Source organism: Vibrio gazogenes (assembly GCF_002196515.1).
GTDB classification, from domain to species: Bacteria; Pseudomonadota; Gammaproteobacteria; order Enterobacterales; family Vibrionaceae; genus Vibrio; species Vibrio gazogenes_A.
Genome location: NZ_CP018835.1, coordinates 1,045,470 through 1,071,948, shown reverse-complemented (window position 1 = coordinate 1,071,948; position 26,479 = coordinate 1,045,470). Strand labels below are relative to the sequence as shown.

The 26,479-nt window shown below is 44.0% G+C and carries 25 protein-coding genes; 15 read left to right on the top strand and 10 right to left on the bottom strand.

Annotation, left to right across the window (positions count from 1 at the left end; translation table 11 throughout):
- Nucleotide 1: 1 nt before the first annotated feature.
- From BSQ33_RS04950 to BSQ33_RS04925, 6 genes are all read right to left on the bottom strand, one after another.
- A complete protein-coding gene (locus BSQ33_RS04950; protein WP_088133486.1) occupies nucleotides 2-601 on the bottom strand; it encodes a DJ-1 family glyoxalase III in 600 nt (199 codons plus the stop codon).
- The gene (panE, locus tag BSQ33_RS04945) at nucleotides 598-1,488 is read right to left on the bottom strand and encodes a 2-dehydropantoate 2-reductase (protein ID WP_088133485.1); all 891 of its coding nucleotides are present in this window, start codon (nucleotides 1,486-1,488) and stop codon (nucleotides 598-600) included. The genes BSQ33_RS04950 and panE overlap by 4 nt, the downstream gene beginning before the upstream one ends.
- Before the next feature lie 58 nt (nucleotides 1,489-1,546).
- Nucleotides 1,547-2,917, bottom strand: a complete 1,371-nt coding sequence (locus BSQ33_RS04940) for an AmpG family muropeptide MFS transporter (RefSeq protein WP_232471951.1) — start codon at nucleotides 2,915-2,917, stop codon at nucleotides 1,547-1,549.
- A gap of 11 nt (nucleotides 2,918-2,928) precedes the next feature.
- Entirely contained in the window at nucleotides 2,929-3,528 is a 600-nt protein-coding gene (locus BSQ33_RS04935; protein WP_088133484.1) for a peptidylprolyl isomerase, read from the bottom strand.
- Complete coding sequence (locus BSQ33_RS04930) at nucleotides 3,528-4,097, bottom strand: YajG family lipoprotein (protein ID WP_088133483.1); 570 nt, start codon at nucleotides 4,095-4,097, stop codon at nucleotides 3,528-3,530. The genes BSQ33_RS04935 and BSQ33_RS04930 overlap by 1 nt, the downstream gene beginning before the upstream one ends.
- A 204-nt stretch (nucleotides 4,098-4,301) precedes the next feature.
- A complete protein-coding gene (locus BSQ33_RS04925) occupies nucleotides 4,302-5,438 on the bottom strand; it encodes a methyltransferase (protein WP_088133482.1) in 1,137 nt (378 codons plus the stop codon).
- 183 nt (nucleotides 5,439-5,621) lie between these two features.
- Between BSQ33_RS04925 and BSQ33_RS04920 the strand changes: the two genes are divergently transcribed.
- From BSQ33_RS04920 to BSQ33_RS04880, 9 genes are all read left to right on the top strand, one after another.
- Nucleotides 5,622-5,936 (top strand): BolA family protein, encoded by a 315-nt coding sequence (locus BSQ33_RS04920; RefSeq protein WP_088133481.1) that lies wholly within the window; start codon nucleotides 5,622-5,624, stop codon nucleotides 5,934-5,936.
- A gap of 464 nt (nucleotides 5,937-6,400) precedes the next feature.
- Nucleotides 6,401-7,741: a Na(+)-translocating NADH-quinone reductase subunit A gene (locus tag BSQ33_RS04915; RefSeq protein ID WP_088133480.1), complete on the top strand. Its 1,341-nt coding sequence runs from the start codon at nucleotides 6,401-6,403 to the stop codon at nucleotides 7,739-7,741.
- 5 nt (nucleotides 7,742-7,746) lie between these two features.
- Nucleotides 7,747-8,997, top strand: coding sequence for an NADH:ubiquinone reductase (Na(+)-transporting) subunit B (locus BSQ33_RS04910; RefSeq protein ID WP_088133479.1), 1,251 nt, complete (start codon nucleotides 7,747-7,749; stop codon nucleotides 8,995-8,997).
- On the top strand, nucleotides 8,984-9,769 hold the full coding sequence (locus BSQ33_RS04905) for a Na(+)-translocating NADH-quinone reductase subunit C (protein WP_088133478.1): 786 nt from the start codon (nucleotides 8,984-8,986) through the stop codon (nucleotides 9,767-9,769). Before BSQ33_RS04910 ends, BSQ33_RS04905 begins: the two co-directional genes overlap by 14 nt.
- Entirely contained in the window at nucleotides 9,769-10,401 is a 633-nt protein-coding gene (locus BSQ33_RS04900; RefSeq protein ID WP_074371725.1) for an NADH:ubiquinone reductase (Na(+)-transporting) subunit D, read from the top strand. Before BSQ33_RS04905 ends, BSQ33_RS04900 begins: the two co-directional genes overlap by 1 nt.
- Nucleotides 10,402-10,407: 6 nt before the next feature.
- Nucleotides 10,408-11,004: an NADH:ubiquinone reductase (Na(+)-transporting) subunit E gene (gene nqrE / locus BSQ33_RS04895; RefSeq protein ID WP_038183383.1), complete on the top strand. Its 597-nt coding sequence runs from the start codon at nucleotides 10,408-10,410 to the stop codon at nucleotides 11,002-11,004.
- A gap of 32 nt (nucleotides 11,005-11,036) precedes the next feature.
- Nucleotides 11,037-12,260, top strand: coding sequence for an NADH:ubiquinone reductase (Na(+)-transporting) subunit F (nqrF, locus tag BSQ33_RS04890; RefSeq protein WP_088133477.1), 1,224 nt, complete (start codon nucleotides 11,037-11,039; stop codon nucleotides 12,258-12,260).
- 273 nt (nucleotides 12,261-12,533) lie between these two features.
- Nucleotides 12,534-12,767 (top strand): (Na+)-NQR maturation NqrM, encoded by a 234-nt coding sequence (gene nqrM, locus BSQ33_RS04885; protein WP_088133476.1) that lies wholly within the window; start codon nucleotides 12,534-12,536, stop codon nucleotides 12,765-12,767.
- Nucleotides 12,768-13,068: 301 nt separating this feature from the next.
- Nucleotides 13,069-14,136, top strand: coding sequence for a PA0069 family radical SAM protein (locus tag BSQ33_RS04880; protein ID WP_088133475.1), 1,068 nt, complete (start codon nucleotides 13,069-13,071; stop codon nucleotides 14,134-14,136).
- Nucleotides 14,137-14,395: 259 nt separating this feature from the next.
- Here the strand turns inward: BSQ33_RS04880 and BSQ33_RS04875 are convergent, their stop codons facing one another.
- Complete coding sequence (locus BSQ33_RS04875; RefSeq protein ID WP_088133474.1) at nucleotides 14,396-15,529, bottom strand: M23 family metallopeptidase; 1,134 nt, start codon at nucleotides 15,527-15,529, stop codon at nucleotides 14,396-14,398.
- Nucleotides 15,530-15,947: 418 nt separating this feature from the next.
- Between BSQ33_RS04875 and dinB the strand changes: the two genes are divergently transcribed.
- The gene (dinB, locus tag BSQ33_RS04870; protein ID WP_088134533.1) at nucleotides 15,948-17,006 is read left to right on the top strand and encodes a DNA polymerase IV; all 1,059 of its coding nucleotides are present in this window, start codon (nucleotides 15,948-15,950) and stop codon (nucleotides 17,004-17,006) included.
- 216 nt (nucleotides 17,007-17,222) lie between these two features.
- Nucleotides 17,223-18,581: a sodium-dependent transporter gene (locus tag BSQ33_RS04865; RefSeq protein WP_088134532.1), complete on the top strand. Its 1,359-nt coding sequence runs from the start codon at nucleotides 17,223-17,225 to the stop codon at nucleotides 18,579-18,581.
- Between the two features lie 122 nt (nucleotides 18,582-18,703).
- Here BSQ33_RS04865 and rimK read toward each other — a convergent pair whose 3' ends face one another.
- The 3 genes from rimK to BSQ33_RS04850 all read right to left on the bottom strand — a co-directional run bounded on the left by rimK (nucleotide 18,704) and on the right by BSQ33_RS04850 (nucleotide 21,883).
- A complete protein-coding gene (rimK, locus tag BSQ33_RS04860) occupies nucleotides 18,704-19,609 on the bottom strand; it encodes a 30S ribosomal protein S6--L-glutamate ligase (protein ID WP_088133473.1) in 906 nt (301 codons plus the stop codon).
- Nucleotides 19,606-20,046 carry an ATP-dependent zinc protease gene (locus BSQ33_RS04855; RefSeq protein WP_088133472.1) on the bottom strand — a complete coding sequence of 147 codons (441 nt, stop codon included), beginning with the start codon at nucleotides 20,044-20,046 and terminating at the stop codon, nucleotides 19,606-19,608. Before BSQ33_RS04855 ends, rimK begins: the two co-directional genes overlap by 4 nt.
- A 355-nt stretch (nucleotides 20,047-20,401) precedes the next feature.
- Nucleotides 20,402-21,883 (bottom strand): aminoacyl-histidine dipeptidase, encoded by a 1,482-nt coding sequence (locus BSQ33_RS04850; RefSeq protein WP_088133471.1) that lies wholly within the window; start codon nucleotides 21,881-21,883, stop codon nucleotides 20,402-20,404.
- Nucleotides 21,884-22,761: 878 nt separating this feature from the next.
- Between BSQ33_RS04850 and BSQ33_RS04845 the strand changes: the two genes are divergently transcribed.
- The 4 genes from BSQ33_RS04845 to crl all read left to right on the top strand — a co-directional run bounded on the left by BSQ33_RS04845 (nucleotide 22,762) and on the right by crl (nucleotide 26,372).
- Nucleotides 22,762-24,051, top strand: a complete 1,290-nt coding sequence (locus BSQ33_RS04845; protein ID WP_088133470.1) for an NCS2 family permease — start codon at nucleotides 22,762-22,764, stop codon at nucleotides 24,049-24,051.
- Nucleotides 24,052-24,089: 38 nt separating this feature from the next.
- Nucleotides 24,090-24,554 (top strand): xanthine phosphoribosyltransferase, encoded by a 465-nt coding sequence (gpt, locus tag BSQ33_RS04840; RefSeq protein WP_072956220.1) that lies wholly within the window; start codon nucleotides 24,090-24,092, stop codon nucleotides 24,552-24,554.
- A gap of 97 nt (nucleotides 24,555-24,651) precedes the next feature.
- On the top strand, nucleotides 24,652-25,896 hold the full coding sequence (gene frsA, locus BSQ33_RS04835; protein ID WP_088134531.1) for an esterase FrsA: 1,245 nt from the start codon (nucleotides 24,652-24,654) through the stop codon (nucleotides 25,894-25,896).
- Nucleotides 25,897-25,979: 83 nt separating this feature from the next.
- Nucleotides 25,980-26,372, top strand: a complete 393-nt coding sequence (gene crl / locus BSQ33_RS04830) for a sigma factor-binding protein Crl (protein WP_088133469.1) — start codon at nucleotides 25,980-25,982, stop codon at nucleotides 26,370-26,372.
- Nucleotides 26,373-26,479 lie beyond the last annotated feature (107 nt).

Here is a 26,479-nt window from a genome sequence, read left to right as displayed (position 1 = left end):
ATTAAGTATTAAGCGGTTGAACGGGCGTAATCTCAGCCGGCGGTATCATCGGCTCAGCGACCTGCCACATGTGTTGTTCTCCGGAGAGCAGACGAACCAATTCCAGAGCGAATTCTAAGGCGGTTCCGGGCCCCTGACTGGTTAATAAATTGGCTGAGCTGTCGTAAACCACACGTTGTGTACTTTTCTGAGCATCGGGAATCTGTTGTTGAAAATTCGGGTGGCAGGTGAGCTGAGCTTCAGGGAACAGGTGGTGATACTGTAATACAATTGCCGGTGCAGCACAGATTGCAGCAACCAGACGACCGGCTTGTTTTTGCTGTCTGAGTTGCTCAATGAGGAGCGGATTGTCGCGGAAGTTTTCTGCACCTGTAAGGCCGCCGGGCAGAACAATCGCATCAAACGGTTGGTTGATGACATCGCGAAGCGGTGTTTCAGCGGTCAATATCACACCTCGCGAAGCTTTCATGACCCGTTGTTCTGTCGGATCGGCACTGGCGGTCACTACGTGATAACCCGCCCGAACCATCACATCAATGATCGTGATCGCTTCAATTTCTTCACTGCCGGTCGCAATTGGCACTAAGATGTTATAACTCATATGAGTGACTCCCACTGTTGTTCCAATATCCTGATGTGCTGATATAAGGCTTCGTTTTCTGGGACTGCAATTCTATGCTTTTTCGCACTGCTGAGCAGATATCCCGTAATAAAGTCTATTTCAGTTTTTCTCCGGTGATAAACATCTTGATGCATCGATGACTTATTTTCCGCTGTTGCAGTGATGACTCGGTCAATATGAGTGGTTAATTCTTCAAGATGTACCGGAATGTTCTCAGCTGCCATGACGGCACCCACTTCCGCAATCAGACGAGAGATGACAGCTTGGTATTCGGGAAGCGCTAAATTGCCATTCGGACATTGATGGATGGCGGTTAGAGGATTGATCACACAATTGACGGCAAGTTTGCGCCATAGGGCGTGTTCAATCTGGGGATGCCAGTGAACCTCAGGAAACGCATGTTCTAAGACATCGGTCAGAAACTGGCACCGATGACCTTGTTCATTCGCAGCACCGATTAAGGTTTCACCTTGTCCGGTATGGAAGAGTTGTGTCGGCGATGGCTTGAAAGCGCCATGTGTCGTCGTCGCCAGAATGATTGGATTGGTTGGTAATAAGGTTCTGACTGACTCAACCGTCCCCATTCCGTTGTGCATGAGCATCATGATGGTGTCTGGATCGATCTGATGGGCCAGTGAATGAAGGGCCGAAGTGACCTGCCAGGCTTTGACGGTCACCAAAATGAGATCAGCGTGTTTGATATCGTTGATCTGTCGGTTGCGGAATGTATAGCTGTGTTCACCGAACTGACATTGATAGTGAGATTCGGTTTGCCTGCCAAACACTGCGACCTGATGTCCGTCTTGCTGTAATTTGATGGCCCAAAGCGAGCCAATCGCTCCCGGGCCAATCACCAGAATATTCATGCTTTATTGGGGCTCATTGATTTGTTCCGAACGATTAGCGAGTCTAATCAAGCCTGATTTAAATGCAATCTTGTTTTCTGGATGCTTTTGCTTTTTCCAACAGATCCGTAAAATAATGTCGGAGCAGGTAAAGCATGATCAGACTCGGGACAACCATCACCGCAGTCAGAACAAAAAATAGCGGCCAGTTGTTAAGATAATCGACCATCGCGCCACTGAATGATGAGAGGACGGTGCGCCCGGCATTGCCTAAAGACGCTAATAGCGCATATTGCGTTGCCGAAAAAGCTTGTCCGGTCATTAAAGTGAGGAACGAGACAAATGCGACGGTTGAAAAAGCCGTAGTAAAGTTATCGACGATGACCGTTGCGAGAAAAAGGTGTTCATTCGGGCCTGCCTGCGCAATCCATGAGAACATTAGATTGCTGGCTGACATGGCGATCCCACCGATCATCAAGCCTTTCACAATACCGAATCGTACTGTCACCATACTCCCGATCAGCGTGAAGAACATCGTTGTCCACCAACCGATCATTTTCGAATAGTAACCAATCTGTTCATTGGTGAACCCGACTTCTCGGTAAAATGAAATCGACATTTTGCCCAAAAACGCTTCGCCAATTTTGAACAAAAATACAAATAGTAAAATTGTTAACGCAACCCGAACGCCGTTTCGTTTGAAGAAATCAATAAACGGTTCGACTACGGTGACGGAAAGCCATAGCAGAGCCGGCGATTCAATATACTGATGGTGACGCGCTTCCGCTTTTTGCTGCAAAAGATCCCGGTGGGTGACAGGTTCTCTGGTCATCAGTGTGAAGATGATCAGCACAACCATGACTGCGGCCATCCCAAAATAAACCGTATTCCAGCCATATTGATCGGCATTGGTAAACGCCAGATACCCCGGTAGAGAATAGCCCGTCCACCAACCGATAACGGCCATTGCGGAAGCTTGAGGTAGCTTTGACTCCTCAGCTTTATTGAAGGTGTCGATTCGGAAAGCATCAATCGCAATATCTTGAGTCGCTGAGACAAATGCGATCACCAGTGCAATCCCGTAGGTCATCATAAAATGAGTGGTGGTGGGATTGGAAAAAGAAGCAATTGCCAGTGTGGACAACAAAATGATGCACTGGCAGACAAAAATCCAGCTACGCCGTTGCCCGAGCCACCGACTCACCAGTGGGATATGAATTCGGTCTACAAGAGGGGACCATAAAAAATTGACTGAGTAGGCGACAAAAATACTGCTGAAATAACCAATATCCGTATTGGTAAATCCAGCATCTTTTAGCCAGCCGGACATATTGGAACCGATTAATACCCAAGGAAATCCACTGGAACATCCAAGCATGAGAACCCATGCTAAACGTTTATCGAAATAACTCTGAACAGTGGATTTCCACGTGTAGGATGATTTTTGCAACGAATAAACCTCTATTGTGCTGTTGATGTCGTTGCTGTGGTGTCTTTTTCAGGGACAACAAAAACACGTGTGATAATAATTGGTTCTACGGGGACATCTTTCATATATTTCTGGATGCCCGTTTTTTGCTGACCAATCTTTTGAATCACGTCAAACCCTGCCGTGACCCGACCAAATACGGCATAACCTGGTGGCCGCTTGCCGTAATTGAGGAAGTCATTATCAACCAGATTGATAAAAAATTGCCGGGTAGCGGAGTTTGGATCCTGAGTTCTGGCCATTGCGATGGTTCCGGTTTGATTGGACAAACCGTTATTGGCTTCGTTGGCGATTGGCGGGTAAGTTTTCAGCCGTTCCATTTGGGTACTGAATCCACCTCCCTGAACCATAAAGCCGGGAATGACTCGGTGAAAAATACTGCCGACATAACTGCCGTCTTCAACATAACGCAGGAAGTTTTTAACTGTGACCGGTGCTTGTTCGCTGTTCAATTCGACAGTAAACGAACCCAGTGTGGTTTCAAATGCCACACTGGGAGACGCCGAAGCGCTGAAACTAAACAGTGAAAAAAAGCAATAGGCCAGTATGACGGAGAAGCGATACCGACGCATTAAAAGTGCTCCCGCATATAGTTTTTCAACTCGTCATCTTGAGCAATCTTTTTCAGGACATTGTTGACGACATCATTAAAGACCATCTCGATATCATCATTTGATGCACTAAATGTTGACGTTTTCTTTGCGGTACCATGGTAAGTTTTGACCAGTTTTCCGGTTGGTGTTTCAGCCGTGATTTCAAGAACAACACTTGCGTTCATTTCGCTTTCCATAATTGAATGCTTCACTGAAACGAGCGCTTCTTGAATCTCTACCGTTACTGAGTTTTCGCTATTGACGCTGGTTGTAAAACCTTGAGATGAAAATTGCTGTGACAACGCATTCTCAATCGCGATTCGCACATTCTGGCGCGCATGAACCGGTTCGATATGTGCACGGCCGCTATCAACTAACGCAATATATTGAGAGGTTCTGACATCTTTACTCATCAGGGTAAAAGATTTTCCCTTCACAATATCACTCTGACTGAGGGCCGGTTGGGGGGCAAAGTTGATTTGTTGCTGCTGTGGGCCTGAACAGGCGGCAAGCAGTGCGACAGTCGCTGCAATAACCAGTTTTTTCATGAGTGGTTCCTTGTTCAAAATCGAGTAATCACATTAACAGATATGTATGGAAAACCAAGTCTGTATGGAACTCTAGGTTTGTGTAAAAACGTCATACGATTTGTGAGTGAGCCGATATTGAGAAATTGAGTGATAAACACTTCACCTTTCGCGTTTATCCTTCGTACTTCTCTTCTCCGACATCTATGGTCAGAGTTTAGCTGCTCACGATTTAGTTGCCTGTAAGATAACAAATTTTTTGTTCATCGCGACAGTTTTTACGTTAGATTTTCCAAATATTCTTGTGAGTTTTCCATCGTAGCCGAGGTGACGGTTACCGATCACTAATAATTCACCTCTCTTTTCCAGAACATGCTTTGCATCACAGAACATCTGCCAGGCAATATGATCAGTAATCGCATTCTGTTGGTGAAAAGGTGGGTTACATAAAATTAAATCAGCTGATGCGGGTGCCAAACCATCCAGACAATTATTAGCGATGCACTGCATATTTGCGCGGTTACCGAAGTGATAAGTTAAATTTCTTCGGGCTGATTCGACGGCCATAAAGCTTTCATCAATACAGGTTAAAGCCGCTTGTGGGTTTTGTTGTCCCGCTTTGATAGAGAGCACACCGTTACCGCATCCTAAATCGATAATGTGCTTGCAATTCGGCTTTTCTGGAATGTGGTCGAGGAAAAAGCGCGCTCCCAGATCAAGATTTTCTCCAGAGAAGACGTTAGGCAGATTGACTAACCGGATCGATTGATGATCAATTGCTGCGTCCCATATTAGTTCCGGAGATACCGATTGAAGAGGCGCATCCGCATTGGCAAACACTAAGCGATGTTTTTTCCAAGCGAGGGAGGTCTGAGTGGTGCCGAGATATTTCTCAAATAGTTGCAATGTTGAGGTATGGATGTCTTTCGCTTTGTTGACCGCAATCACTGGACAGGTTTTTGACAGATGGGTACGGAGCTGACTGAGTTGCCAGATAAGGTGACGATTATTCTTCGGTAACTGAAACAAAACCAAATCAATATCGGCAGGCAGATCTGCGAGCGTTGTCAGGCGGGTGATCGCGTGATTACCGTTCCGGGCCAAATTTTGTTGTACCCCTTGATGGGACAGATATGAATCACTCATCAGGGTGACTTGATGATCTTGAGCAAACCAACATGACAGTGCGCCAAAATGATCATTCAGAATCAAGACATGCTTGCCGGGAGATGGTGACATTGCTTCAACATGACGAATGAGATATTCGTCTCCGGCATCCCATGCCTGCAAATTTTCATAATGCTGCTCAGGGTAGCGGTGCAATGTCAGTGTTCGTTCGTTTAGTGATAATTCTGTCTTCATCGTTTTCAATCAGGCGCGTCGATTTATTAAATTATCGATTATTGTCGCAAATGCAGCACAAACAAGAAACTGAAACCTTTTTCTGAACGTCAGAGAGTAGTAATATATGTCGCCACAGGTTCACCGGAACATCTTTATCTGTGCTCAACACATTTTTCCGGTGATCTCGGAGAGAGAAAGTACATGATACAAGAAATTATTGAAGCGAAGTTACATCAGGCATTCCAGCCCGAGCACCTCCAAGTGCTTAATGAAAGTTATATGCACAATGTGCCAGCTGGATCTGAAAGCCATTTCAAAGTTGTGATTGTCAGCCCCTCGTTTGATGGACGGCGTTTAATTGAGCAGCACCGAGCAGTGAATCAGGTTTTGGCTGATGAATTGGCAGGTCAGGTTCATGCATTGTCGATCCATACCTATACACCTGAACAGTGGCGACAGAATTCTCAAGCGCCTGATAGCCCGATGTGTCATGGCGGTGGTCATAAAGAGATCTGAACGATGGCAAACGAAGTGGATTGCTAGTCATGAGATGTGATTGTCTCTGTCGTAGCTGTTTGTGCTTTCGAATCATCTATCTGTTTGATTAAACAACATGTTTACTTTAAATATACATCTTTGAAACGACTTGAGATAAGTGTGCTATTCGTCAAAATTATGATAATTTTTTGCATTATATTGCACCGTAATGAAGAAAGAAAAGCAGCTTAGATCATGGCATCAAATGCCTAAAAGATGGTACACTCCTGTGTCTGATAAATGTGCTTCACATGAGTGAGAAGCATGTTTGAAATAAGGTGTTACGACCTTGTTGCAAAAAGAATCAAGGCTGGATACCAGTGTCGTGTCTAGGGCTTATTTAGTTTTTCCGGCGTTTATCTCCGATTTGAATCACTAAACAGAGCCAAATTATTTACAGAATTTTAAAGAATCTTTTTCCCGATAAAATAGTGCAAGTGCGTATGATTACAATAAAGAAGGGATTGGATCTTCCTATTGCTGGAACTCCTTCCCAGGTGATAAGTGATGGTAAAACCATCAGCAAAGTCGCCTTGCTTGGCGAAGAGTACGTTGGTATGCGTCCTACGATGCATGTCCGCGTAGGTGATGAAGTAAAGAAAGCTCAAATTCTTTTTGAAGATAAGAAGAATCCTGGGGTTAAATTTACTTCACCGGTCTGCGGTAAAGTTATCGAAGTGAACCGTGGTGCAAAACGGGTACTTCAATCTGTTGTGATTGAAGTTGCTGGTGATGCACAGGTGACATTCGATAAGTTTGACGCGAGTCAACTTGCAAGCTTGGATCGCGAGCAAGTTAGAACACAGCTGGTTGATTCTGGCATGTGGACTGCGTTACGTACTCGTCCCTTTAGCAAGGTTCCTGCTATCGATTCTGCAACCAAAGCTATCTTTGTAACTGCTATAGATACAAATCCTTTGGCTGCCGATCCACAACTGATTATTAATGAGCAATCAGATGCTTTCGTTGCGGGTTTAGACATTTTATCTGTTTTAACAGAAGGTAAAGTCTACGTTTGTAAACAAGGAAAGAGCTTACCTCGTTCCGCTCAATCGAATGTGGAAGAGCATGTATTCGAAGGGCCGCATCCAGCAGGATTGCCCGGAACACACATGCATTTCCTTTATCCTGTGGATCTCAACCATGTGGCTTGGAGTATCAACTATCAGGACGTTATCGCTATCGGTCATTTATTCTTGACCGGAGAGTTATACGTTGATCGTGTTGTCTCTCTGGCTGGACCGGTTGTGAATAAACCACGTCTGGTTCGTACGACGATTGGCGCTAGCTTAGACGAATTGATCGATAACGAAATTATGCCTGGAGAAGTCCGTGTGGTTTCTGGTTCAGTCCTTTCCGGAGTGAAAGCCAGTGGTCCTCATGCTTATCTTGGACGTTATCATCTTCAAGTTTCAGTGCTTCGAGAAGGTCGTGAGAAAGAACTGTTTGGCTGGTTAGTGCCTGGTAAACATAAATTCTCCGTCACACGTTCGTACCTTGGGCACCTTTTCCAAGGCCAGCTTTTCAATATGACAACTGCCACAAATGGTAGTGAGCGTGCGATGGTTCCAATCGGTAATTATGAAAAAATAATGCCACTTGATATGGAACCGACATTGCTCCTTCGTGATCTCTGTGCCGGTGATACTGACAGTGCTCAGCGTCTCGGGATTTTAGAGCTCGATGAAGAAGATCTCTCACTGTGTACCTTTGTGTGTCCAGGCAAATACGAGTACGGCATGTTACTCCGTGAGTGTCTCGATAAGATTGAGAAGGAAGGGTAATTTCCATGGGTCTTAAAAAGTTTCTTGAAGACATTGAGCATCACTTTGAACCGGGTGCCAAGTATGAGAAATTGTATGCGCTGTATGAAGCGGCTGCGACAATTTTCTATACACCAGGCACGGTGACAAGAAAAAGCTCACATGTTCGTGATAGCGTTGATCTGAAGCGCATTATGATCATGGTTTGGTTAGCAGTTTTCCCTGCAATGTTCTGGGGAATGTATAATGCTGGCGGTCAGGCAATTGCTGCATTGAATCATCTTTATCAGGGTCAACAACTGTTAAGTGTGATTGATGGCAACTGGCATTACTGGTTTACCGAACTATTGGGTGGCACCCTAATGGCCGATTCGGCTGGTTGGGGCAGTAAAATGCTGCTTGGTGCAACATATTTTCTTCCGATTTACCTGACCGTCTTCATTGTCGGTGGTTTCTGGGAAGTCTTGTTCTGTATTGTGCGGAAACATGAAGTCAACGAAGGTTTCTTTGTGACGTCAATTCTGTTTGCACTGATTGTTCCGCCAACACTGCCTCTGTGGCAGGCCGCATTAGGGATCACCTTTGGTGTTGTTGTCGGTAAAGAGGTGTTTGGTGGTACGGGGCGTAACTTCCTCAACCCAGCATTGGCTGGCCGCGCATTCCTGTTCTTTGCTTATCCTGCTCAGATCTCTGGTGATGTGGTCTGGACTGCTGCTGATGGCTTCTCTGGTGCAACGGCACTGAGTCAGTGGTCTCAAGGTGGTCATAGTGCATTGGTTAATAATGTCACAGGTGCGACTATCTCTTGGATGGATGCATTCCTTGGCAATATTCCAGGTTCGATTGGTGAAGTGTCTACATTAGCGCTTGCGATTGGTGCTGCTTTTATCGTGTACATGGGAATTGCTTCATGGCGCATCATCGGTGGTGTGATGATCGGTATGATTGCGCTTTCAACCCTGTTCAATGTGATTGGCTCAGATACCAACGCAATGTTTAATATGCCTTGGCATTGGCACCTCGTTCTTGGTGGATTTGCTTTTGGTATGTTCTTTATGGCAACAGATCCCGTTTCAGCATCGTTTACCGATAAAGGTAAATGGGCTTATGGAATGTTGATTGGAGCAATGTGTGTTTTGATTCGTGTTGTAAACCCCGCTTATCCGGAAGGGATGATGCTGGCGATTCTGTTCTCGAATCTTTTTGCACCATTATTCGACCATATTGTCGTTGAAAAGAATGTCAAACGGAGATTAGCGCGCTATGGCAAACAATAACGATAGCATTAAGAAAACGTTGTTTGTTGTTATCGTATTGAGCTTAGTGTGCTCAATCATCGTTTCAACGGCAGCTGTAGGGTTGCGTAGTAAGCAACAAATAAATGCAGTTTTGGATAAGCAGGAAAAGATTCTGGAAGTTTCCGGTGTCGATATGTCATCCGGTAGTATCAAAGAACTTTACACGCAATATATCGAGACGAAACTGGTCGATTTTAAAACCGGTGAATTTGTTGAGAAGACTCCTGAAGGACAAACGGCATCTGACTATGATCAACGTGCGGCTTCAAAAGATCAATCACAGTCTCTGAAACTGCCTACATCTGAAGACCCAGCACAAATTCGTTATAGAGCGGATTATGGTTTGGTCTATCTGGTGAAGAAAGATGGCAAAATTCAGCGTTTGATTCTGCCAATTCACGGTAAGGGACTATGGTCAATGATGTATGCCTTTGTCGCAGTGGAGACAGATGGTAATACGGTTGATGGCATCATCTACTATGAGCAAGGTGAAACTCCTGGGCTTGGCGGTGAAGTTGAAAACCCAAACTGGCGTAAACAGTTTGTTGGTAAGAAGCTTTATGATGAAAATCACAAACCAGCAATTAAGATCGTCAAAGGTGGTGCACCTGCAGGATCGATACACGGCGTTGATGCACTGTCAGGTGCGACTCTGACCAGTGTTGGCGTCCAGCATCAATTTGACTTCTGGCTGGGTGATAAGGGCTTTGGTCCATTCCTGGCAAAAGTCCGTGACGGAGGTCTGAACTAATGTCTACTGTGAAAGATCTGAAAAAGAGTCTGTTAGGGCCGGTGTTGGACAACAACCCCATTGCTCTACAGGTCCTTGGCGTATGTTCCGCACTAGCGGTCACAACGAAGCTTGAAACAGCATTTGTTATGACAGTAGCGGTCATGTTTGTAACCGCGCTTTCTAACTTTTTCGTTTCATTGATTCGTAACCACATCCCTAACAGTGTGCGTATCATTGTCCAGATGGCAATTATAGCTTCGTTGGTAATCGTGGTTGACCAAGTTCTGAAAGCATATCTTTATGAGATTTCCAAACAACTTTCAGTTTTTGTTGGCTTGATCATCACGAACTGTATTGTTATGGGACGAGCTGAAGCATTTGCGATGAAAGAAGCACCAATTCCTTCTTTAATTGACGGAATTGCAAATGGTCTGGGTTATGGTTTTGTCCTGATCAGTGTTGGTTTCTTCCGTGAGTTATTTGGCTCGGGTAAAATCTTTGGAATGGAAGTTCTGCCGTTAGTGAATAATGGTGGTTGGTATCAACCAAACGGTTTGATGCTACTTGCACCATCTGCATTCTTCTTGATTGGCTTCTTGATTTGGGGCATCCGTGTATTCAAACCAGAACAAGTGGAAGCGAAGGAGTAAGGAACAATGGAACATTATATTAGTTTACTCGTACGATCCATTTTCCTGGAAAACATGGCGCTGGCTTTCTTTCTGGGGATGTGTACGTTTCTGGCTGTTTCAAAACAAGTCAAAACAGCATTTGGCTTGGGAATTGCCGTTACGGTTGTGTTAACCATTTCCGTGCCAGTCAATAACTTGGTTTATAACCTTGTTTTGAAAGAAAATGCACTGGTTGATGGTATTGATCTGACTTTCCTGAACTTCATCACTTTCATCGGGGTAATCGCGGCGTTAGTACAGATTCTGGAAATGGTTCTTGACCGTTTCTTCCCACCTTTATATAACGCACTGGGTATTTTCTTACCGCTCATTACGGTGAACTGTGCGATCTTTGGTGGTGTATCGTTTATGGTACAACGCGAATATGATTTTGCTGAGTCAATTGTTTATGGCTTTGGCTCCGGTGCTGGTTGGATGCTTGCGATCGTTGCGCTTGCAGGTATCCGTGAGAAAATGAAATATTCTGACGTCCCTCCCGGGTTACGTGGTCTTGGTATCACGTTTATCACGGTTGGTTTGATGGCGTTAGGCTTTATGTCATTCTCTGGTGTTCAACTGTAAGTCGGGTAAACCGCAGCAATAAGGAATAGTCAATGGACATTATTCTTGGTGTAGTGATGTTTACTCTGATTGTACTAGTTTTAGTTTTGGTGATTCTGTTCGCCAAATCTAAGCTTGTTCCAACAGGTGACATTACGATTCTAATTAATGACGATCCTGAGAAAGCGATCGTCACGAGCCCGGGTGGTAAACTTCTGGGCGCATTGGCGGGATCTGGTATTTTCGTATCATCCGCTTGTGGTGGTGGTGGCTCTTGTGGTCAGTGTAAAGTAAGAGTTAAATCCGGTGGTGGCGACATTCTTCCTACAGAATTAAGCCATATTTCCAAAGGTGAAGCTCGTGAAGGTGAGCGTCTGGCATGTCAGGTTTCCGTCAAAGCAGATATGGAAATTGAATTACCGGAAGAAATCTTTGGGGTTAAAAAATGGGACTGTACTGTTATCTCCAATGATAGCAAAGCGACTTTCATTAAGGAGCTGAAGTTACAAATCCCTGATGGTGAGTCTGTACCGTTCCGTGCGGGTGGATATATCCAGATTGAAGCGCCAGCGCACCATATTAAGTATTCAGATTTTGATGTTCCTGAAGAGTACCGCTCTGACTGGGAAAAATTTAATCTGTTCCGTTACGAATCGAAAGTTGACGAAGACATCATTCGGGCATATTCGATGGCAAACTACCCTGAAGAATTTGGCATTATTATGCTGAATGTTCGGATTGCAACTCCGCCACCGAATAATCCAAATGTACCGCCAGGCCAAATGTCATCTTATATCTGGTCTCTGAAAGAGGGAGATAAGGTTACTATTTCTGGTCCATTTGGTGAGTTCTTTGCCAAAGATACCGATGCAGAAATGGTCTTTATCGGTGGTGGTGCTGGTATGGCGCCAATGCGCTCACATATCTTTGATCAACTGAAACGCCTGAAGTCTCAGCGTAAGATCAGTTTCTGGTATGGTGCTCGTTCGAAGCGTGAAATGTTCTATGTAGAAGATTTCGATGCTTTACAAGAAGAGAACGATAACTTTAAGTGGTTCTGTGCGCTGTCTGATCCATTACCAGAAGACAATTGGGATGGTTATACTGGCTTTATTCACAACGTTCTGTATGAGAACTATCTGAAGGAGCATGAAGCGCCAGAAGATTGTGAATACTACATGTGTGGGCCACCAGTGATGAATGCTGCTGTCATTAACATGCTGAAAGAGCTGGGTGTCGAAGAAGAAAATATTCTTCTTGATGACTTTGGCGGTTAAGCTGTCATTTCATTCCCTGTACGATATGGCTGACTGTAAAGTCAGCCATTGTTTTATCTAAATGCTGTATTTTGCTATGGTTAATGACAGAGTATCCGATGATTATCGGCACGAGGTTTGTTGTTGAGATTGAGGTATTTAGTAAAAGCAGGGTAGGTGACTCGCTTGCGGATGAGTCACTAAAGTTGTGTGACTGGTGAAACGAAATTTGGGTTCAAAGAAGCTCTCTTCGGATCGATTCCCGCCTGTCTAAACCGTGAATGAGGTATAAATATGAGTACTTTCCTAATCACTTTTGCAATGTTTGTTGTTGTGATTGCAGCGATGGCGGTTGGATATATATTCCAAAAGAAAATGGTGAGTGGTAGCTGTGGTGGTTTGGGGGCTGTCGGTATTGAAAAAGTCTGCAACTGTCCAGAACCTTGTGATGCTCGCAAGAAGCGTGAAGCTAAAGCGGCGGCTAGAGCTGATCGTTTAGCTGAATGGAACAAAGACCGTATTGTTTAATTGATCTGACTTTGCCGATATTTATGCTGCTCTTAACGTTCCCATACTGAGAGCGGCATCCTGGCTAAATATCTCTAGTTAATTTCGTTATCCCCCTTCTGACTGGCATATCATCCTCGATTGTTTCGACAGTATCCATTCTTCCCATTCTGACCTGTCTCTATTGGTCAGTTCGTCTACCTATCTTCATGTTTGTCGTGTCGGGCATGATAGCGATAAGTCGGTTAACAAAAATTAGATCGCGATTTGGAGAAATATTACTTATTATATACTGTATGTATGAACAGTATTTTGAATTATTATGTCACGCGATGTATCAGGGAAGCGGTTTCAAAGTCGTGGAACGATGTCAGCTATCCCAGGGCGTTTTGATGTCCGTATTATAGAAACAGAGGATGAGTTTCATTCCGTCTCTTCACCGGACACGGAAATTCGCTACGAATACGCCAAGACTTTGATTACCTCAAATCAATCACCGGATATTCCGTTCCGCCTTTCAGTGAATCCATATCGCGGCTGTGAGCATGGTTGTATTTATTGTTTTGCCCGACCGACACATGCGTATCTGGATCTTTCTCCCGGCATTGATTTTGAAACACGTCTGACAGCCAAGATCAATGCCCCCGAGATTTTTGAAAAAGAGCTCAGAAATCCGAATTATCAGTGTCAACCCATTGCGCTTGGTATTAATACCGATGCCTATCAACCCATAGAGAAAGAGCTAAAGCTTACCCAAAAATTGTTGAATATTGCCTATGAATATAAACAACCAATTTCATTGATCACGAAAAGCTCTCTGATTTTGAGGGATATCGACTTATTGCAATCGATGGCATCAGAACACCTGATTCATGTCGGTGTTAGTTTGACGACGCTCGATAATGATTTATCGCGCAGGCTCGAACCTAGAGCCGTTCCGGGGGCTGTTCGCTTGAAAATGATCCGTGCCTTAAAGGAGAGAAATATACCAGTAACCGTGATGATCGCACCAGTGATCCCGTTTATTAACGATCATGAAATGGAGAATCTCGTACAGGCGAGTGTTGAAGCTGGTGCTGAGCGTGTTGGATATGTGATGTTACGTTTGCCTCATGAAGTTGCTCCTTTATTTGAAGATTGGTTAAAGATACATTTCCCGCTAAGGGCTGAGCGAGTTCTTAATCATCTCCGTAGTCTGCATGGCGGACAGCTTTATCAAAGCGAATTTGGTAAACGAATGACCGGCAATGGTGTTTATGCTGATTTCATTCGACAACGTTTTTATCTGGCAAGGCGTAAAGCTGGGGGTGATCAGCGTGAGTCCGCTATATTAGATAGCAGTCATTTCCGGTTACCTCCCCGTAGTGGGGAACAAATCACGCTATTCTGAATTAAGCATTTTTGCTAATGACGGTTATTCTAAGACATATTCTGGGGCTATGACGAAGTTCCAATATTGAGCAATAACACTTGAGACGGGGCTGAAAATGTATGCTCAGAAAGGTGTTATGTTATAAAAAGACGCTTTAAGTTAGACGTAATCTTGAGGATTTGAGAATAAGGGCTTATTCATATGTTCAATCTCCCCTCAAGTTATGGGAGATCGAACATTAGAATTTACCCTTTATGGAATAAGGCCAACCGAAGTTCTAACGAGCTGGGTTGTCAACACTTTGATTCAGGCACACTTTGCGTCGAGTTCGCGTGTCGTATAGCCAACTATAGCGACAATCATTATCATAGTTGTAACGGCCAACCTGAATTTGGTATGGGCCTAGCTGAACGCCCTGTAAAGATTGAAAACGACCTTGATAAAGTAAAGAAAAATGCAAATGTGGGCCCGTCGATGAACCGCCTTCACAAAGAGCGGTTGAACGTTGGTTCGCATAAATACCTAATTCAGTATCTCTCGTGACCCATTGGTCATTTTCTACTTGAATCCAGTCCATATGATAGTAGTTCGTTGCCCATCCGTTGGGGTTGGTCACTCTTACCTGACAACGAGACATGACTGTCACGTAACCATCATGAGCGGCTGTAACACTATAAGTGTTCTCTCCCCAACGTGGCCAGTTATAGGAAACATCGATAGATGATAAAGGATATCCATCTCCAGTGTGTGAATGTGGGCCATTGGGTATCCATGAATAGCCTTGCATCCATGGCCATTGGATAATACCGAGGTCATAATTAGCATCAGAAATCGCAGGCGCTAAAGCAAGAGCTGGAGATGCTGGTTTTACTTTCTGCTGTGCTTTTTGTGCAGGGAGGATCGGACCGAACCACTGTTCATATTGACGTTGCCAATTCATCCAATCTGCTAATGCCGGCAATTGCTGTACAACCGCCAAAGTGGCAGCATTGTAATTTTTCTGGGTCAGTGATTTGTGTGAATCGTAGTAGTAGAAATGTTGTGACAACTGATTTGCTACGGCTTTAATCTCATTCGCTGTCGGTACTTGTTTTGGATGAATAACCATTAGTGTCGTTAACAGCACTCTGGGATCAACACCGGTTGCTCCTGCCCAATGCTTCAGTGATTCCTTGTGTGCCCGCCATGAAGGTTGGTTATCCGCTAAAAAACGATCGATATCAAATGGTCGAAAATGGGGCTGGTAGACAAACTCGTTATCACCGATCAAAAGATTTGGCAGCTCACTACTGGTTAGCTTTGACTGTGGGATTTCGTGGGGAGTCGTGTTGGGATATAAAGAATGAGCCATAGCACCACTGCTTATACCTAGCAACACTAATCCGACATACATATATTTTTTTTTAAACATAAATGGTACTCCGCATGCGCTTAGTGTTTGCTCATCCTATAGCACAATATGCATCATATGGAGTGTTAAATGTGTAATTCTGGGAACATCCCACAAGTCAGTGTACATTTATGTAAATGTTAGATTATTCAATAAGTTTAGAGCGGTTTCGAGAATTTTACGTATATACGTTTCACTGAAGATGTTTTTTATTTTAGTGGGGTTGCTCATCAACATGTTTGATGACGAATTCGGTTGTTGAAACGCGCGCTCTTCCGACATTTCATCAATCAGCTTTTTACTCATGATCACTTAAAAGAAGCGATGAAAAACTATATACTGTATATAATAACAGTGTTTGTTGTTGGCTAGCAGCGTATCTATTTTGCTTGATAGCCAATTTAATACACGTGACTCAGTATCAGTATCGAGAATGACGATGACGAATAAAATCATTCACATAGATCTTGATTGTTATTATGCAGCGGTTGAAGCGCGAGATGATCCCAGCCTGAGAGGTATTCCATTGGCGATCGGAGGGTCTCAGTTTGGACGCGGGGTTCTCTCTACTTGTAGCTATGAGGCGCGTCAATATGGTATTCGTTCAGCAATGCCAACTGCCCACGCACTCAGACTATGTCCGCATTTGACGGTGATTTCTGGAAATATGGAGAAATACAAAGCTGTTTCTCAGCAAATCCGTGAAATTTTTACCCGATATACCGATGTGATTGAACCTCTGTCTTTAGATGAAGCCTATTTGGATGTAACGGATTCCTCGTTATTTCAAGGCTCTGCGACCTTGATTGCCCAAGATATCAGAAAGACCATTGAATCTGAGCTGAATTTAACTGCGAGTGCAGGGGTTGCCCCCATTAAATTTGTTGCGAAAGTGGCCTCAGATATAAATAAACCAAATGGGATTTGTGTCATTCCCCCGAGTGAGTTGCATTCCTTTATTGAGGGGTTAGCTCTGGGAAAAATTCCCGGTGTAGGAAAAGTCACATTAGAAAAACTACACAAGTTAGGTCTGTTTTATGGCAAGGATGTCAAAGCATATGAACATCATCTGCTGGTCAAACACTTTGGCCGGTTTGGTCAAACATTGTGGGACAGATGCCACGGTGTCGATAAGAGAGCCGTTGAAGTTTCCAGAGTGAGAAAATCCGTCGGTGTTGAAAGAACATTTAGTACAGATATTTATACGGAAGCAGAATGCTTAGCGGTGATTGACCGATTATATCCAGACTTAGTCACTCGACTTGAAAAAGCATCCCCGGGAAAGGAAATTATCCGCCAAGGGATAAAGTTGAAATTTGATGATTTTAAGCAAACGACAGTTGAGCATAAACAACAGACATTAGATAAAGATTTTTTTGCTGCATTATTGCGAGATGCGTTGTTGAGGCAACAAGGTCGGGGGATTCGTCTTATCGGTCTGTCAGTTGGACTAAATATCGAGCAAAGTGAAAAAGAACAGATGAGCTTCGATTGGTGATTTGCCGTAACCAGCTTTGTCACCCATTCTTGTGACTCACATACTATATCTATCGGCGGATAAAATAGAGACTTATCGTTTGTTTATATTGATTGACAGTTGAATATAGGAACATTTGAGCGTTGCATACCGAATATACGCTTTTTTGATTGTGAAAAGCCAATTTTTTGATTATTGTACTCATCAACTAGTTTATTGATATGTTGTATGAGTGGTATGGCACAATCTTCTTCGCGTGATTTTTTCGCGTCTCGACTTGGTTTCATTCTTTCGGCTTCAGGTGCTGCGGTAGGGCTGGGCAATATTTGGGGGTTCCCGACTCAGGTTGCCAGTAATGGTGGCGGTGCTTTCCTGTTAGTCTATCTGGTTCTGATTGCTTTTGTTGCATTTCCGATGTTGGTCGTTGAAATGGCGATTGGACGCCACGGTCAAGCAAATCCAGTTGATAGCATGCGTGCTCTTTCTTCTGATCCGAAAGCTCAGAAACTGGCCGCCGGTGTGGGGTGGTTGGGGTTAAGTGTTCCCTGTGCTGTACTTGCGTTTTACAGTATTGTTGGGGGCTGGATCATCTGTTTCTTTCTGGCCGCTCTCTGTCAGTTATTGGGATGGGCAGAACTCTCCCTGTGGTTAGAAGGTTTCTCTGTTGAGCGCAACTTGTTCGGAACCGTAATTTTCTATGTTCTAACAATTCTGATTGTTCAGGGGGGAGTAAAGCAGGGGATCGAAAAATGGTCGACACGTTTGATGCCAGCTCTGTTTGTCCTCTTTGCCGTATTGTTCATTTATATTTTGATGCAAGACGGAGCCATTGAAGGGCTCAAGCAGTATCTGATTCCCGATTTTACAAAAATATGGAATAAAGACCTGATTTTAGCTGCGATGGGGCAAGGGTTCTTCTCGCTGACAATCGGTGGTTGCTCGATGCTGGTGTATGGCTCTTATTTGAGTAAAAAAGAAAATCTCCCCAAAATGGCGTTGAGCGTCACACTGGTTGATACTGGGGTGGCCTTCATTGCCGGATTGGTTGTCATGCCCGCTATGTTTGTGGCAATGAAACAAGGTGTTGAGATTTATGCAGCGGATGGAAGCTTACTCAATTCTGATACCTTGGTTTTTCGTGTATTACCCATGATGTTTGAGAGTTTGGGCATTTTCGGACAATTTTTTGCTATTGTCTTCTTTTTGTTATTGACGATTGCTGCGCTGACTTCATCCATATCAATGCTTGAATGTCCGGTGACGCTTGTGAGTGAGCGATGGAATACCAGCCGAAATGGTACAACGTGGGCTCTGGGTGGCGCTATTGCACTCTTTAGTGTTGTGGTGCTCTATCATTTCTCGGCACTTTTTGGATTGGTAGTGATGTTGGCGACACAATACCTACAACCGCTTGCAGCCTTGATGTTCTGTCTGCTTGGCGGATGGGTTTGGCGTCATCGTGCTAAGATTACAGAACTTCAGCATGGTTTTCCGGGCGTATCTCAACACTGGTTTGGACGTTTATGGCCAGCATATATTAAATATGTCTGCCCTTTCTTTGTTGTTGCTGTGATGTGGTTCTCTCTATTTTCTTAGTTGAAGAGGGAACTTGAGATTCTATTTGTCTTTTAATGTCAGTGACTACTTTCCGTTATCGACGTTCCTTCCGTGACCAATACCCCCTCAAGAGCCTGTTACTTGGCTCTTGAGGGGCGTGATTATCCTCGTCCCCGTGTTCTTGTTGTTTTCAAAAGCGCATTCTTCTCGGCAAAATCAATGATCATGCCAGCGATATCTTTACCTGTCGCTTTTTCAATACCTTCTAAACCGGGAGATGAATTGACTTCCATCACCAGTGGGCCACGAGCAGAGCGGAGTAGGTCAACTCCGGCAACATTGAGCCCCATAATCTTTGCTGCATCAATAGCGGTTTTTCTCTCTTGAGGCGAAATTTTGATCAGTGTTGCTGTCCCGCCACGGTGTAGGTTTGAACGAAATTCGCCTTCAGCGCCTTGACGTTTCATTGAGGCAATGACTTTATCACCAATCACAAAACAGCGGATATCTGCGCCACCGGCTTCCTTCACATATTCTTGCACCATAATGTGTGCTTTGAGCCCCATAAAGGCTTCAATCACACTTTCCGCTGCTTTGCGGTTTTCTGCTAAAACGACACCAATCCCTTGGGTTCCTTCAAGGAGCTTGATCACAACCGGCGCTCCGCCGACCATGTTTAATAAGTCCTTAATATCATCGGGTTTGCTGGCAAATCCGGTGATCGGCATACCAATGCCTTTTCTGGACAGTAATTGCATAGAACGAAGTTTGTCTCTGGAACGACTGATTGCGACAGATTCATTGACCGGATAAACCCCCATCATTTCAAACTGACGTAAGACCGCGGTGCCGTAAAAGGTCACAGACGCGCCGATACGTGGAATGATGGCGCCAAATCCAGATAACTGCTCTCCTTTAAAGTGGATTTCCGGTTTTTCTGAGTTGATATTCATGTAACAGCGTAAAGCATCGATCACTTTGTAATCATGTCCCCGTTCTTTACATGCTTCAATCAGTCGTTGGGTTGAATAGAGTGAACTGTTTCTTGAAAGAATGCCGATTTTCATATGTTCTCACCAGAGGTCAGTAGAAATGATGCATCCGGATCAACGATGATTCTTGGTCGCATTGCTGTCCTGCCTAATAACATCCGAAATGCCATATTTTCACGATTTGTCAGCGTAATATCGATCGGCCATTGCGCTGTACCAAGCTTGATTTCTGTGCGGATTACATAACGTTTTTCCTCATAGCCACCGGAGTTTCTGACGATGCGTCGGTCAATCACTGGCGCTTCACAAATAACAACTTCTGAATCATCCTTTTGACGAGGATGCAGCCAGAATCGCACCCATTGTTCGCCTTCTTTTTTGAAAGTTTTCACTTTAAATGCGTGGAGACAAGATGTCTTTGCACCAGTATCAATCTTGGCATTGATCGCGGGAATTCCTAAAGCTGGGAGACTGAGCGTTTCTCTCCAGCCAATCATAATTTTTTCATTCATCTTTGTATTCTTCGATTAATAGACGTGAATCGATAGGAAAGGCGCTGGGCAATGTTATTCCTGCAAGGCTGTTCCCCCATCAGCAATCATAGTTCTTAGGGCGGATCTTATACAGAAATGCGCTTAATTTTTAAACAGATATGGTGTTGCCTGAGGGAACACTACCAGTAGTTTCGATATTGAGCGAATAAAAAAATTATCCGTCACGATAAATAATCATGATAGATGAAAAGGACTAAACTCTGGGACTCAATTATTTTTATTTTCAATGGGATAATATGCTTAAGCTTACGCCATATCAAAAGGGGGATTGACCGTAGCGGATGTTGTGATTTTCCGCTACGGCTGATAGGACTTAATCTTTTTCAGGGATACTTTTCAGCATCACAATCATCTGTTCCCAGAATTGCTGGACTGTGCTGATCTGCACTTTTTCGTCAGGAGAATGTGGGAATTTAATCGTCGGACCAAACGACACCATATCCATATCTGGGTATGGGCGCTTGAATAAGCCACATTCGAGACCTGCGTGAATCACCATGATATTCGGTTTATGACCATAGATATTTTCGTACTGTTCTCTGAAAATGGCCATAATGGCTGAATTTGTATCAGGCTTCCAACCGGGATAAGCATCATAGAAATCGACTCTCGCATCTGCGAGTTCAGCAATCGATCTCAGACTGCTTTCTACCTGCTGGCGTCCGGAGTCAATTAAAGAGCGAACTAAGCTGAGGATAGAAATGGTTGTTTCATCCGTTTTGACGACTCCCAGATTCAGTGAGGTTTCGACCACACCAGAGAAATCATCACTCATACGAATCACCCCATTAGGGCTGGCATTGAGCGTTGCAATGAAACGTTGTTGAGTCGATAAGTCGAAGACCTGATGTTGCTCCGGATCCAGTGCAACGTCATGGCATTCGGTGATGATATGACCTTCTGCTTGTGCCAGTTCCTGACGAATTGTTGCTGTGAAATGTTGGAATGCCTCTGTTAGCTTAGAGATATGCTCTTCAGGGAGACATAAGGTCACAGTGCCTTCACGGGGAATGGCATTTCTCAAAGAGCCACCCTGAAAATCAATCAGTCGTAATGCCAGTGGCTCGGCATGTTGTGCCAAAAATCGAGCGAATAATTTATTGGCATTTCCTCGGCCGAGATGGATGTCGCAACCTGAATGGCCGCCTTTGAGACCCTTAAGCTGGAGTTTGCGGACCACATGGTTTGCCGGAACTTGACTACGTTCAATATCAAAAGCGAGTAAGCCGTTAATGCCTCCGGCACATCCGACATAAACTTCACCTTCCTGTTCTGAGTCGGTATTCAGTAGGATCTCTCCTTCCAGATAACCCGGCTCCAGACCAAATGCGCCAGTCATGCCAGCTTCTTCGTTGATCGTTAACAGTACTTCTAAAGGACCATGTTGGATATTGTCTGAAGCCAACACGGCAAGGCAGGTTGCCATCCCGATACCATTATCTGCACCGAGAGTGGTCCCTTGAGCAGTGACCCAGTCACCATCAATATAAGGACGAATAGGATCCTGGGCGAAGTTGTGAACCGTCTCTTCATTTTTTTGTGGCACCATATCCAGGTGTGCTTGCAGTACGACCCCCTTGCGGTTTTCCATGCCTGATGTTGCCGGTTTCTTAATAAAAATATTCCCCGTCGGATCGCGTCTGACATCAAGGGACTGTTCTTTGGCCCATCCGATAATGTATTGAGCCAAGTTTTCTTCATGGTATGAGGGGTGCGGGATAGAACATATTTTATCGAAAAACGTCCAGACGAGAGATGGTGAAAGGTGACTAATTTCGGATTGGAATTCTGACACTGAAGACTCCTGTTCCACAATGTGGTTGTTGATGAAAAACAATGTGGTTGATAAAAAACAATGTGGTTGATGAAAAGTGGATCAAATTAAACTGAGTTGGTGCTTCATGCTTCATCTGTATTTAAGCATTCGTCTGTACTTGAGAAATCGAGTGTACTGAAGACCATGCGCACCAGTCGATAGCAAGAGAATATCACCCTCATCATGTAGGGGATAGCATGAGACCTGTTTTTTTAAAAAATCAGATATGAATAGTATTGATTTCGATTGCTACAGTTAAGGAATAAAATTACACAGAACAGTCATTTTTTGGTAATTAAATTACATCAATCTCAATAAAAGAGTCACTGAAATTTGATTTATTTGGTTTTGATCACGATATTGTTGTAATAAATTTTCTTTGTGGTATATTCAACACTGTTTGCAATGCTTCTATTTAACCCATTTACTGAGTGACCTGAATGAAGCATTCCTCTGTAAAATTGATGGGGGATATTCGGGACTCTGACTAGACCAATTTGCTTTGATGGTCTGTTGTGGAATTGGACATGATGGAAACTTGCAGCTCGGACATTTTTTGTTCACCCCTAATTTTTATTGGAAGATTTTGATCCCTTTCCAGCGCCACTTCATGTGAAGTGGCGTTTTTTTATCCTTTCACATGGTATTGTCTGGCCTGACCCTGTTCGTCATGGGGGGATGCCTCATGCATTTTTGATGACTTTTGTTGCGTCAATCGGAATATTTACAAGGTTTCATAAACTTGACTATTAGGTCAGTTTTTATATGAATTACGCTAGAATTTGCTGTCTTTACTCTCTATAATCGCCTCCCAATCGTTTACGCAACCGTTTACTTGAATCTATACAGGAACCATCATGCTCGAGAAGCTATTTAAACTGAGTGAACATGGCACAACCATGCGAACAGAAGTCATTGCGGGAATCACGACTTTTCTAACCATGGCTTATATCATTTTTGTTAATCCAGCGATCTTAGCCGATACGGGAATGGATCGTGGCGCTGTTTTTGTTGCAACCTGTTTGGCGGCAGCTGTTGGTTGTTTCATCATGGGATTTATCGCGAATTATCCGATTGCGCTGGCGCCGGGGATGGGGCTGAATGCCTTTTTTACCTATACCGTCGTGCTTGGCATGGGGTATACGTGGCAGGTCGCTTTGGCTGCGGTATTTGCTTCAGGCGTATTGTTCATCATACTGAGTTTATTTAAGATTCGAGAATGGATTATCAATTCGATTCCGATGTCTTTAAGGACCGGTATCTCAGCGGGTATCGGTTTATTTCTTGCCTTTATTGCATTAAAAAATGCTGGCATCATCGTTGATAATCCAGCCACATTGGTTTCTCTTGGCAATATTACCTCACTTCACTGTATCTTAGGCGCACTCGGTTTCTTTCTCACCATCGCACTGGTTTATCGCAACGTCAAAGGCGGTGTGATGATTTCTATTCTGGCGATCAGTGCAATAGGCTTGATGCTTGGTGATATCCACTGGGCCGGTGTGGTGTCGATGCCACCGAGTATTGCTCCGACATTTTTACAGCTCGATTTCTCAGCGTTATTAGATGTGGGGATGATCTCGGTTGTATTTGCATTCTTGTTCGTGGATTTGTTCGATACAGCCGGAACATTAGTGGGTGTCGCTCAAAAAGCAGATCTGATTGGTGAAGATGGAAAAATTCCTCGCCTGAACCGAGCATTGTTGGCTGATTCTTCAGCAACAGTTACGGGAGCATTGTTCGGAACATCGAATACGACCTCTTTTATTGAAAGTGCTGCTGGTGTTGCGACAGGTGGACGAACAGGATTAACGGCTGTTGTTGTTGGAATTCTCTTCCTGTTTGCTTTATTCTTTGCGCCTCTTGCAGGGATGATTCCCGCCTACGCAACCGCAGGTGCACTCCTTTATGTTTCTATTCTGATGCTATCTGGGTTGGTGAGTATTGACTGGCGTGATCTCACTGAGGCTGCACCCGTTGTCGTGACTTGTTTAATGATGCCTCTCACATCTTCAATTGCAGAAGGTATCTCTTTAGGGTTTATCTCATATGCAATGATTAAACTCTTGAGTGGTAAAGCCCGTCATGTTTCACTCAGCGTGTGGTTCATGGCTGCGATTTTTGTTGTAAAATATATCGCAGGTTAACGAATTTAGATTTTAGATAAAAAATTGGATAGAAAACAATGAGCAAAAGATTCCTGATTACCTGGGATAATATGCAGATGTATTGTCGTCAACTTGCCGAGCGACAAATGCCCGCAGAACAGTGGAAAGGTCTGATTGGGGTGAGTCGTGGTGGACTTGTACCAGCAGCGATTCTTGCGCGAGAATTGGGTATTCGTTACGTCGATACAATCTGTATTTCTAGCTATGACCATGATCATCAGCGTGATATGAGCGTACTGAAAGCGCCTGAGCATGATGGTGAAGGGTATTTGATTATCGATGACTTAGTTGATAGTGGTGATACAGCCCGTAAAATTCGTGAGTTGTATCCAAAAGCTAAACTCGTGACCGTGTGTGCCAAGCCGGCCGGTAAAGATTTAGTTGACGAATACATCGTTGATGTGGCTCAGGATACATGGATTGAACAACCTTGGGATACTGTACTATCCTATGTTGAGCCAGTGAATCGTAAGCTGAAATAGATCTTTTCGTATGAATTGATACTAATTTGAGAAAATGGTCCTGTTATGGACCATTTTTTTTGATGAATTTAAACGTTTTCTGAAGTGGTCCCGATTTATGTTTAAGAGTAACAAGAACAGTGACAACCTTTCTGAGCGATTGTTTGATAACCATAAACAGGCTAAAGAAACCTCTGCATTGACCCAGTACATGTCAAGTAGTCAAGGATTTGTGACTCAGAAAATTGAGGGCGCTTGGTATCGAACATTGAGGCGAATGCAATGGGCATGGCAGGGCATTGATTCGATTGATCAGGAAGAAGTTTTAGCACGGATCGCATCTTCATCACATTCGAGAACGGTTGATGAATGGCTAGATACGGTGATGGGATATCGGCAAGGTAACTGGGCTTATGAATGGAATAAATTAGGTACCCGTTATCAGCATGAATCTGATCAGCTTGAGGGGGAAGCCGCGGCTGAGCGCATGTTTGCAGCGTCCTTATGTTTTAGTATCGCCGGATATCCCCATCTCAAGAATGACACGCTTGCTATTCAGGCTCAGGCATTGGCAAACACCGCCTATACGGAAGCCGCGAAACGTTCTGGATACATTGTGAAACAGTTAGAGTTTCCGTATAAAAACAAGAACATTATTGCACATCTGCACTTATCACATACCGAGCGCCCCCAGCCTGTTGTTATTGTGACGGCTGGTCTTGATAGCCTGCAAACCGATATGTGGCGTTTGTTCCGAGATTATCTGGCACAGCGGGATATTGCGATGTTGACGGTTGATATGCCATCCATCGGATACAACTCGCAATGGCCTTTAACCGAAGATACCTCTGTTCTCCATCAAACCGTTCTGAATCAGTTGGCTCGCTTACCCTGGGTTGATCATCACCGCGTCGGATTAATCGGGTTTCGTTTTGGCGGTAATGCGATGATCCGGCTGTCATTTGTTGAATCCAGTAAAATCAAAGCTTGTATCGCTTTAGGCGCACCGGTTCATGATATTCTGTCTTCTCCTGAAAAATTAAAACGGATGCCGAAGATGTATTTGGATGTGCTGGCATCTCGATTAGGAAAAAATGTGGTCGACATTGATAGTTTATCTACGCAGTTGCGAGCGTGGTCACTGAAAGCACAAGGGTTTCTTACCGGTAGAAAAACAAAAACACCTATTTTGGCTTTGGGATTGGAGGGTGATCCGGTATCACCGCCTTCAGACAATCAATTGGTTGCAAACTATAGTGCTGGTGGGCGAGCAAAAGAGATTAAGTCAAAGACATTATTTCACGGATATGAGCAAGCCCTCGATTTGGCGATAAACTGGCTTGAAGATGAACTAATGCAGTGAATTTTTGTGCTATTTTATGTACAAGATATGCGCATTGTTGATCGTTAGAGTGACATGCAATTCTGTAAAAAAGGAGTGCTGAAATGCCAGAATTGAGCAAGGAACCAACCTACCACCGACTAAATGCAGCCTTTAAATCGTTAGGTCCATATTTGAGAGAAGAACAATATCAGAGTGGCACTTATCTATTTGATTGTCTGGCCGTTTGCGTTGATGATAAAAAATCACCGGAAGTGAGAGAGTTTTGGGGGTGGTGGATGTCATTATCACACTCGGATGAGCAGCAATTTGAAGCAAAATATGCCATCGGGCGATATGATCACGCTGGAAACTGGGTTCTTGAAGAGCCCCAACCGAAGGCATTAGAAGAAGTTCACCGAACTCAAAAAGCGTTCCACGAAAAGCTTGAAACGTTACTCAATGATAAATTTGGCTATGCGCTAGTCACCTGCGATCCTCTGTTAGTCGATAAATAATTCTCCTCTTATTTTCTCATTCTGTTAAAAAAGGTGCGGTTGCACCTTTTTCTACTTGTGAATTGCCCTTTTGATTGCTAAAAAGAATCTCTCCTTTTCTACTTAGA

Excerpts from the sequence above, each read along its gene's own strand:
- BSQ33_RS04950 (WP_088133486.1), bottom strand. The coding sequence starts at position 601 with ATGAGTTATAACATCTTAGTGCCAATTGCGACCGGCAGTGAAGAAATT.
- panE (WP_088133485.1), bottom strand. The coding sequence starts at position 1,488 with ATGAATATTCTGGTGATTGGCCCGGGAGCGATTGGCTCGCTTTGGGCC.
- BSQ33_RS04935 (WP_088133484.1), bottom strand. The coding sequence starts at position 3,528 with ATGCGTCGGTATCGCTTCTCCGTCATACTGGCCTATTGCTTTTTTTCA.
- BSQ33_RS04930 (WP_088133483.1), bottom strand. The coding sequence starts at position 4,097 with ATGAAAAAACTGGTTATTGCAGCGACTGTCGCACTGCTTGCCGCCTGT.
- BSQ33_RS04925 (WP_088133482.1), bottom strand. The coding sequence starts at position 5,438 with ATGAAGACAGAATTATCACTAAACGAACGAACACTGACATTGCACCGC.
- BSQ33_RS04920 (WP_088133481.1), top strand. The coding sequence starts at position 5,622 with ATGATACAAGAAATTATTGAAGCGAAGTTACATCAGGCATTCCAGCCC.
- BSQ33_RS04915 (WP_088133480.1), top strand. The coding sequence starts at position 6,401 with ATGATTACAATAAAGAAGGGATTGGATCTTCCTATTGCTGGAACTCCT.
- BSQ33_RS04910 (WP_088133479.1), top strand. The coding sequence starts at position 7,747 with ATGGGTCTTAAAAAGTTTCTTGAAGACATTGAGCATCACTTTGAACCG.
- BSQ33_RS04905 (WP_088133478.1), top strand. The coding sequence starts at position 8,984 with ATGGCAAACAATAACGATAGCATTAAGAAAACGTTGTTTGTTGTTATC.
- BSQ33_RS04900 (WP_074371725.1), top strand. The coding sequence starts at position 9,769 with ATGTCTACTGTGAAAGATCTGAAAAAGAGTCTGTTAGGGCCGGTGTTG.
- nqrE (WP_038183383.1), top strand. The coding sequence starts at position 10,408 with ATGGAACATTATATTAGTTTACTCGTACGATCCATTTTCCTGGAAAAC.
- nqrF (WP_088133477.1), top strand. The coding sequence starts at position 11,037 with ATGGACATTATTCTTGGTGTAGTGATGTTTACTCTGATTGTACTAGTT.
- nqrM (WP_088133476.1), top strand. The coding sequence starts at position 12,534 with ATGAGTACTTTCCTAATCACTTTTGCAATGTTTGTTGTTGTGATTGCA.
- BSQ33_RS04880 (WP_088133475.1), top strand. The coding sequence starts at position 13,069 with ATGTCACGCGATGTATCAGGGAAGCGGTTTCAAAGTCGTGGAACGATG.
- BSQ33_RS04875 (WP_088133474.1), bottom strand. The coding sequence starts at position 15,529 with ATGTTTAAAAAAAAATATATGTATGTCGGATTAGTGTTGCTAGGTATA.
- dinB (WP_088134533.1), top strand. The coding sequence starts at position 15,948 with ATGACGAATAAAATCATTCACATAGATCTTGATTGTTATTATGCAGCG.
- BSQ33_RS04865 (WP_088134532.1), top strand. The coding sequence starts at position 17,223 with ATGGCACAATCTTCTTCGCGTGATTTTTTCGCGTCTCGACTTGGTTTC.
- rimK (WP_088133473.1), bottom strand. The coding sequence starts at position 19,609 with ATGAAAATCGGCATTCTTTCAAGAAACAGTTCACTCTATTCAACCCAA.
- BSQ33_RS04855 (WP_088133472.1), bottom strand. The coding sequence starts at position 20,046 with ATGAATGAAAAAATTATGATTGGCTGGAGAGAAACGCTCAGTCTCCCA.
- BSQ33_RS04845 (WP_088133470.1), top strand. The coding sequence starts at position 22,762 with ATGCTCGAGAAGCTATTTAAACTGAGTGAACATGGCACAACCATGCGA.
- gpt (WP_072956220.1), top strand. The coding sequence starts at position 24,090 with ATGAGCAAAAGATTCCTGATTACCTGGGATAATATGCAGATGTATTGT.
- frsA (WP_088134531.1), top strand. The coding sequence starts at position 24,652 with ATGTTTAAGAGTAACAAGAACAGTGACAACCTTTCTGAGCGATTGTTT.
- crl (WP_088133469.1), top strand. The coding sequence starts at position 25,980 with ATGCCAGAATTGAGCAAGGAACCAACCTACCACCGACTAAATGCAGCC.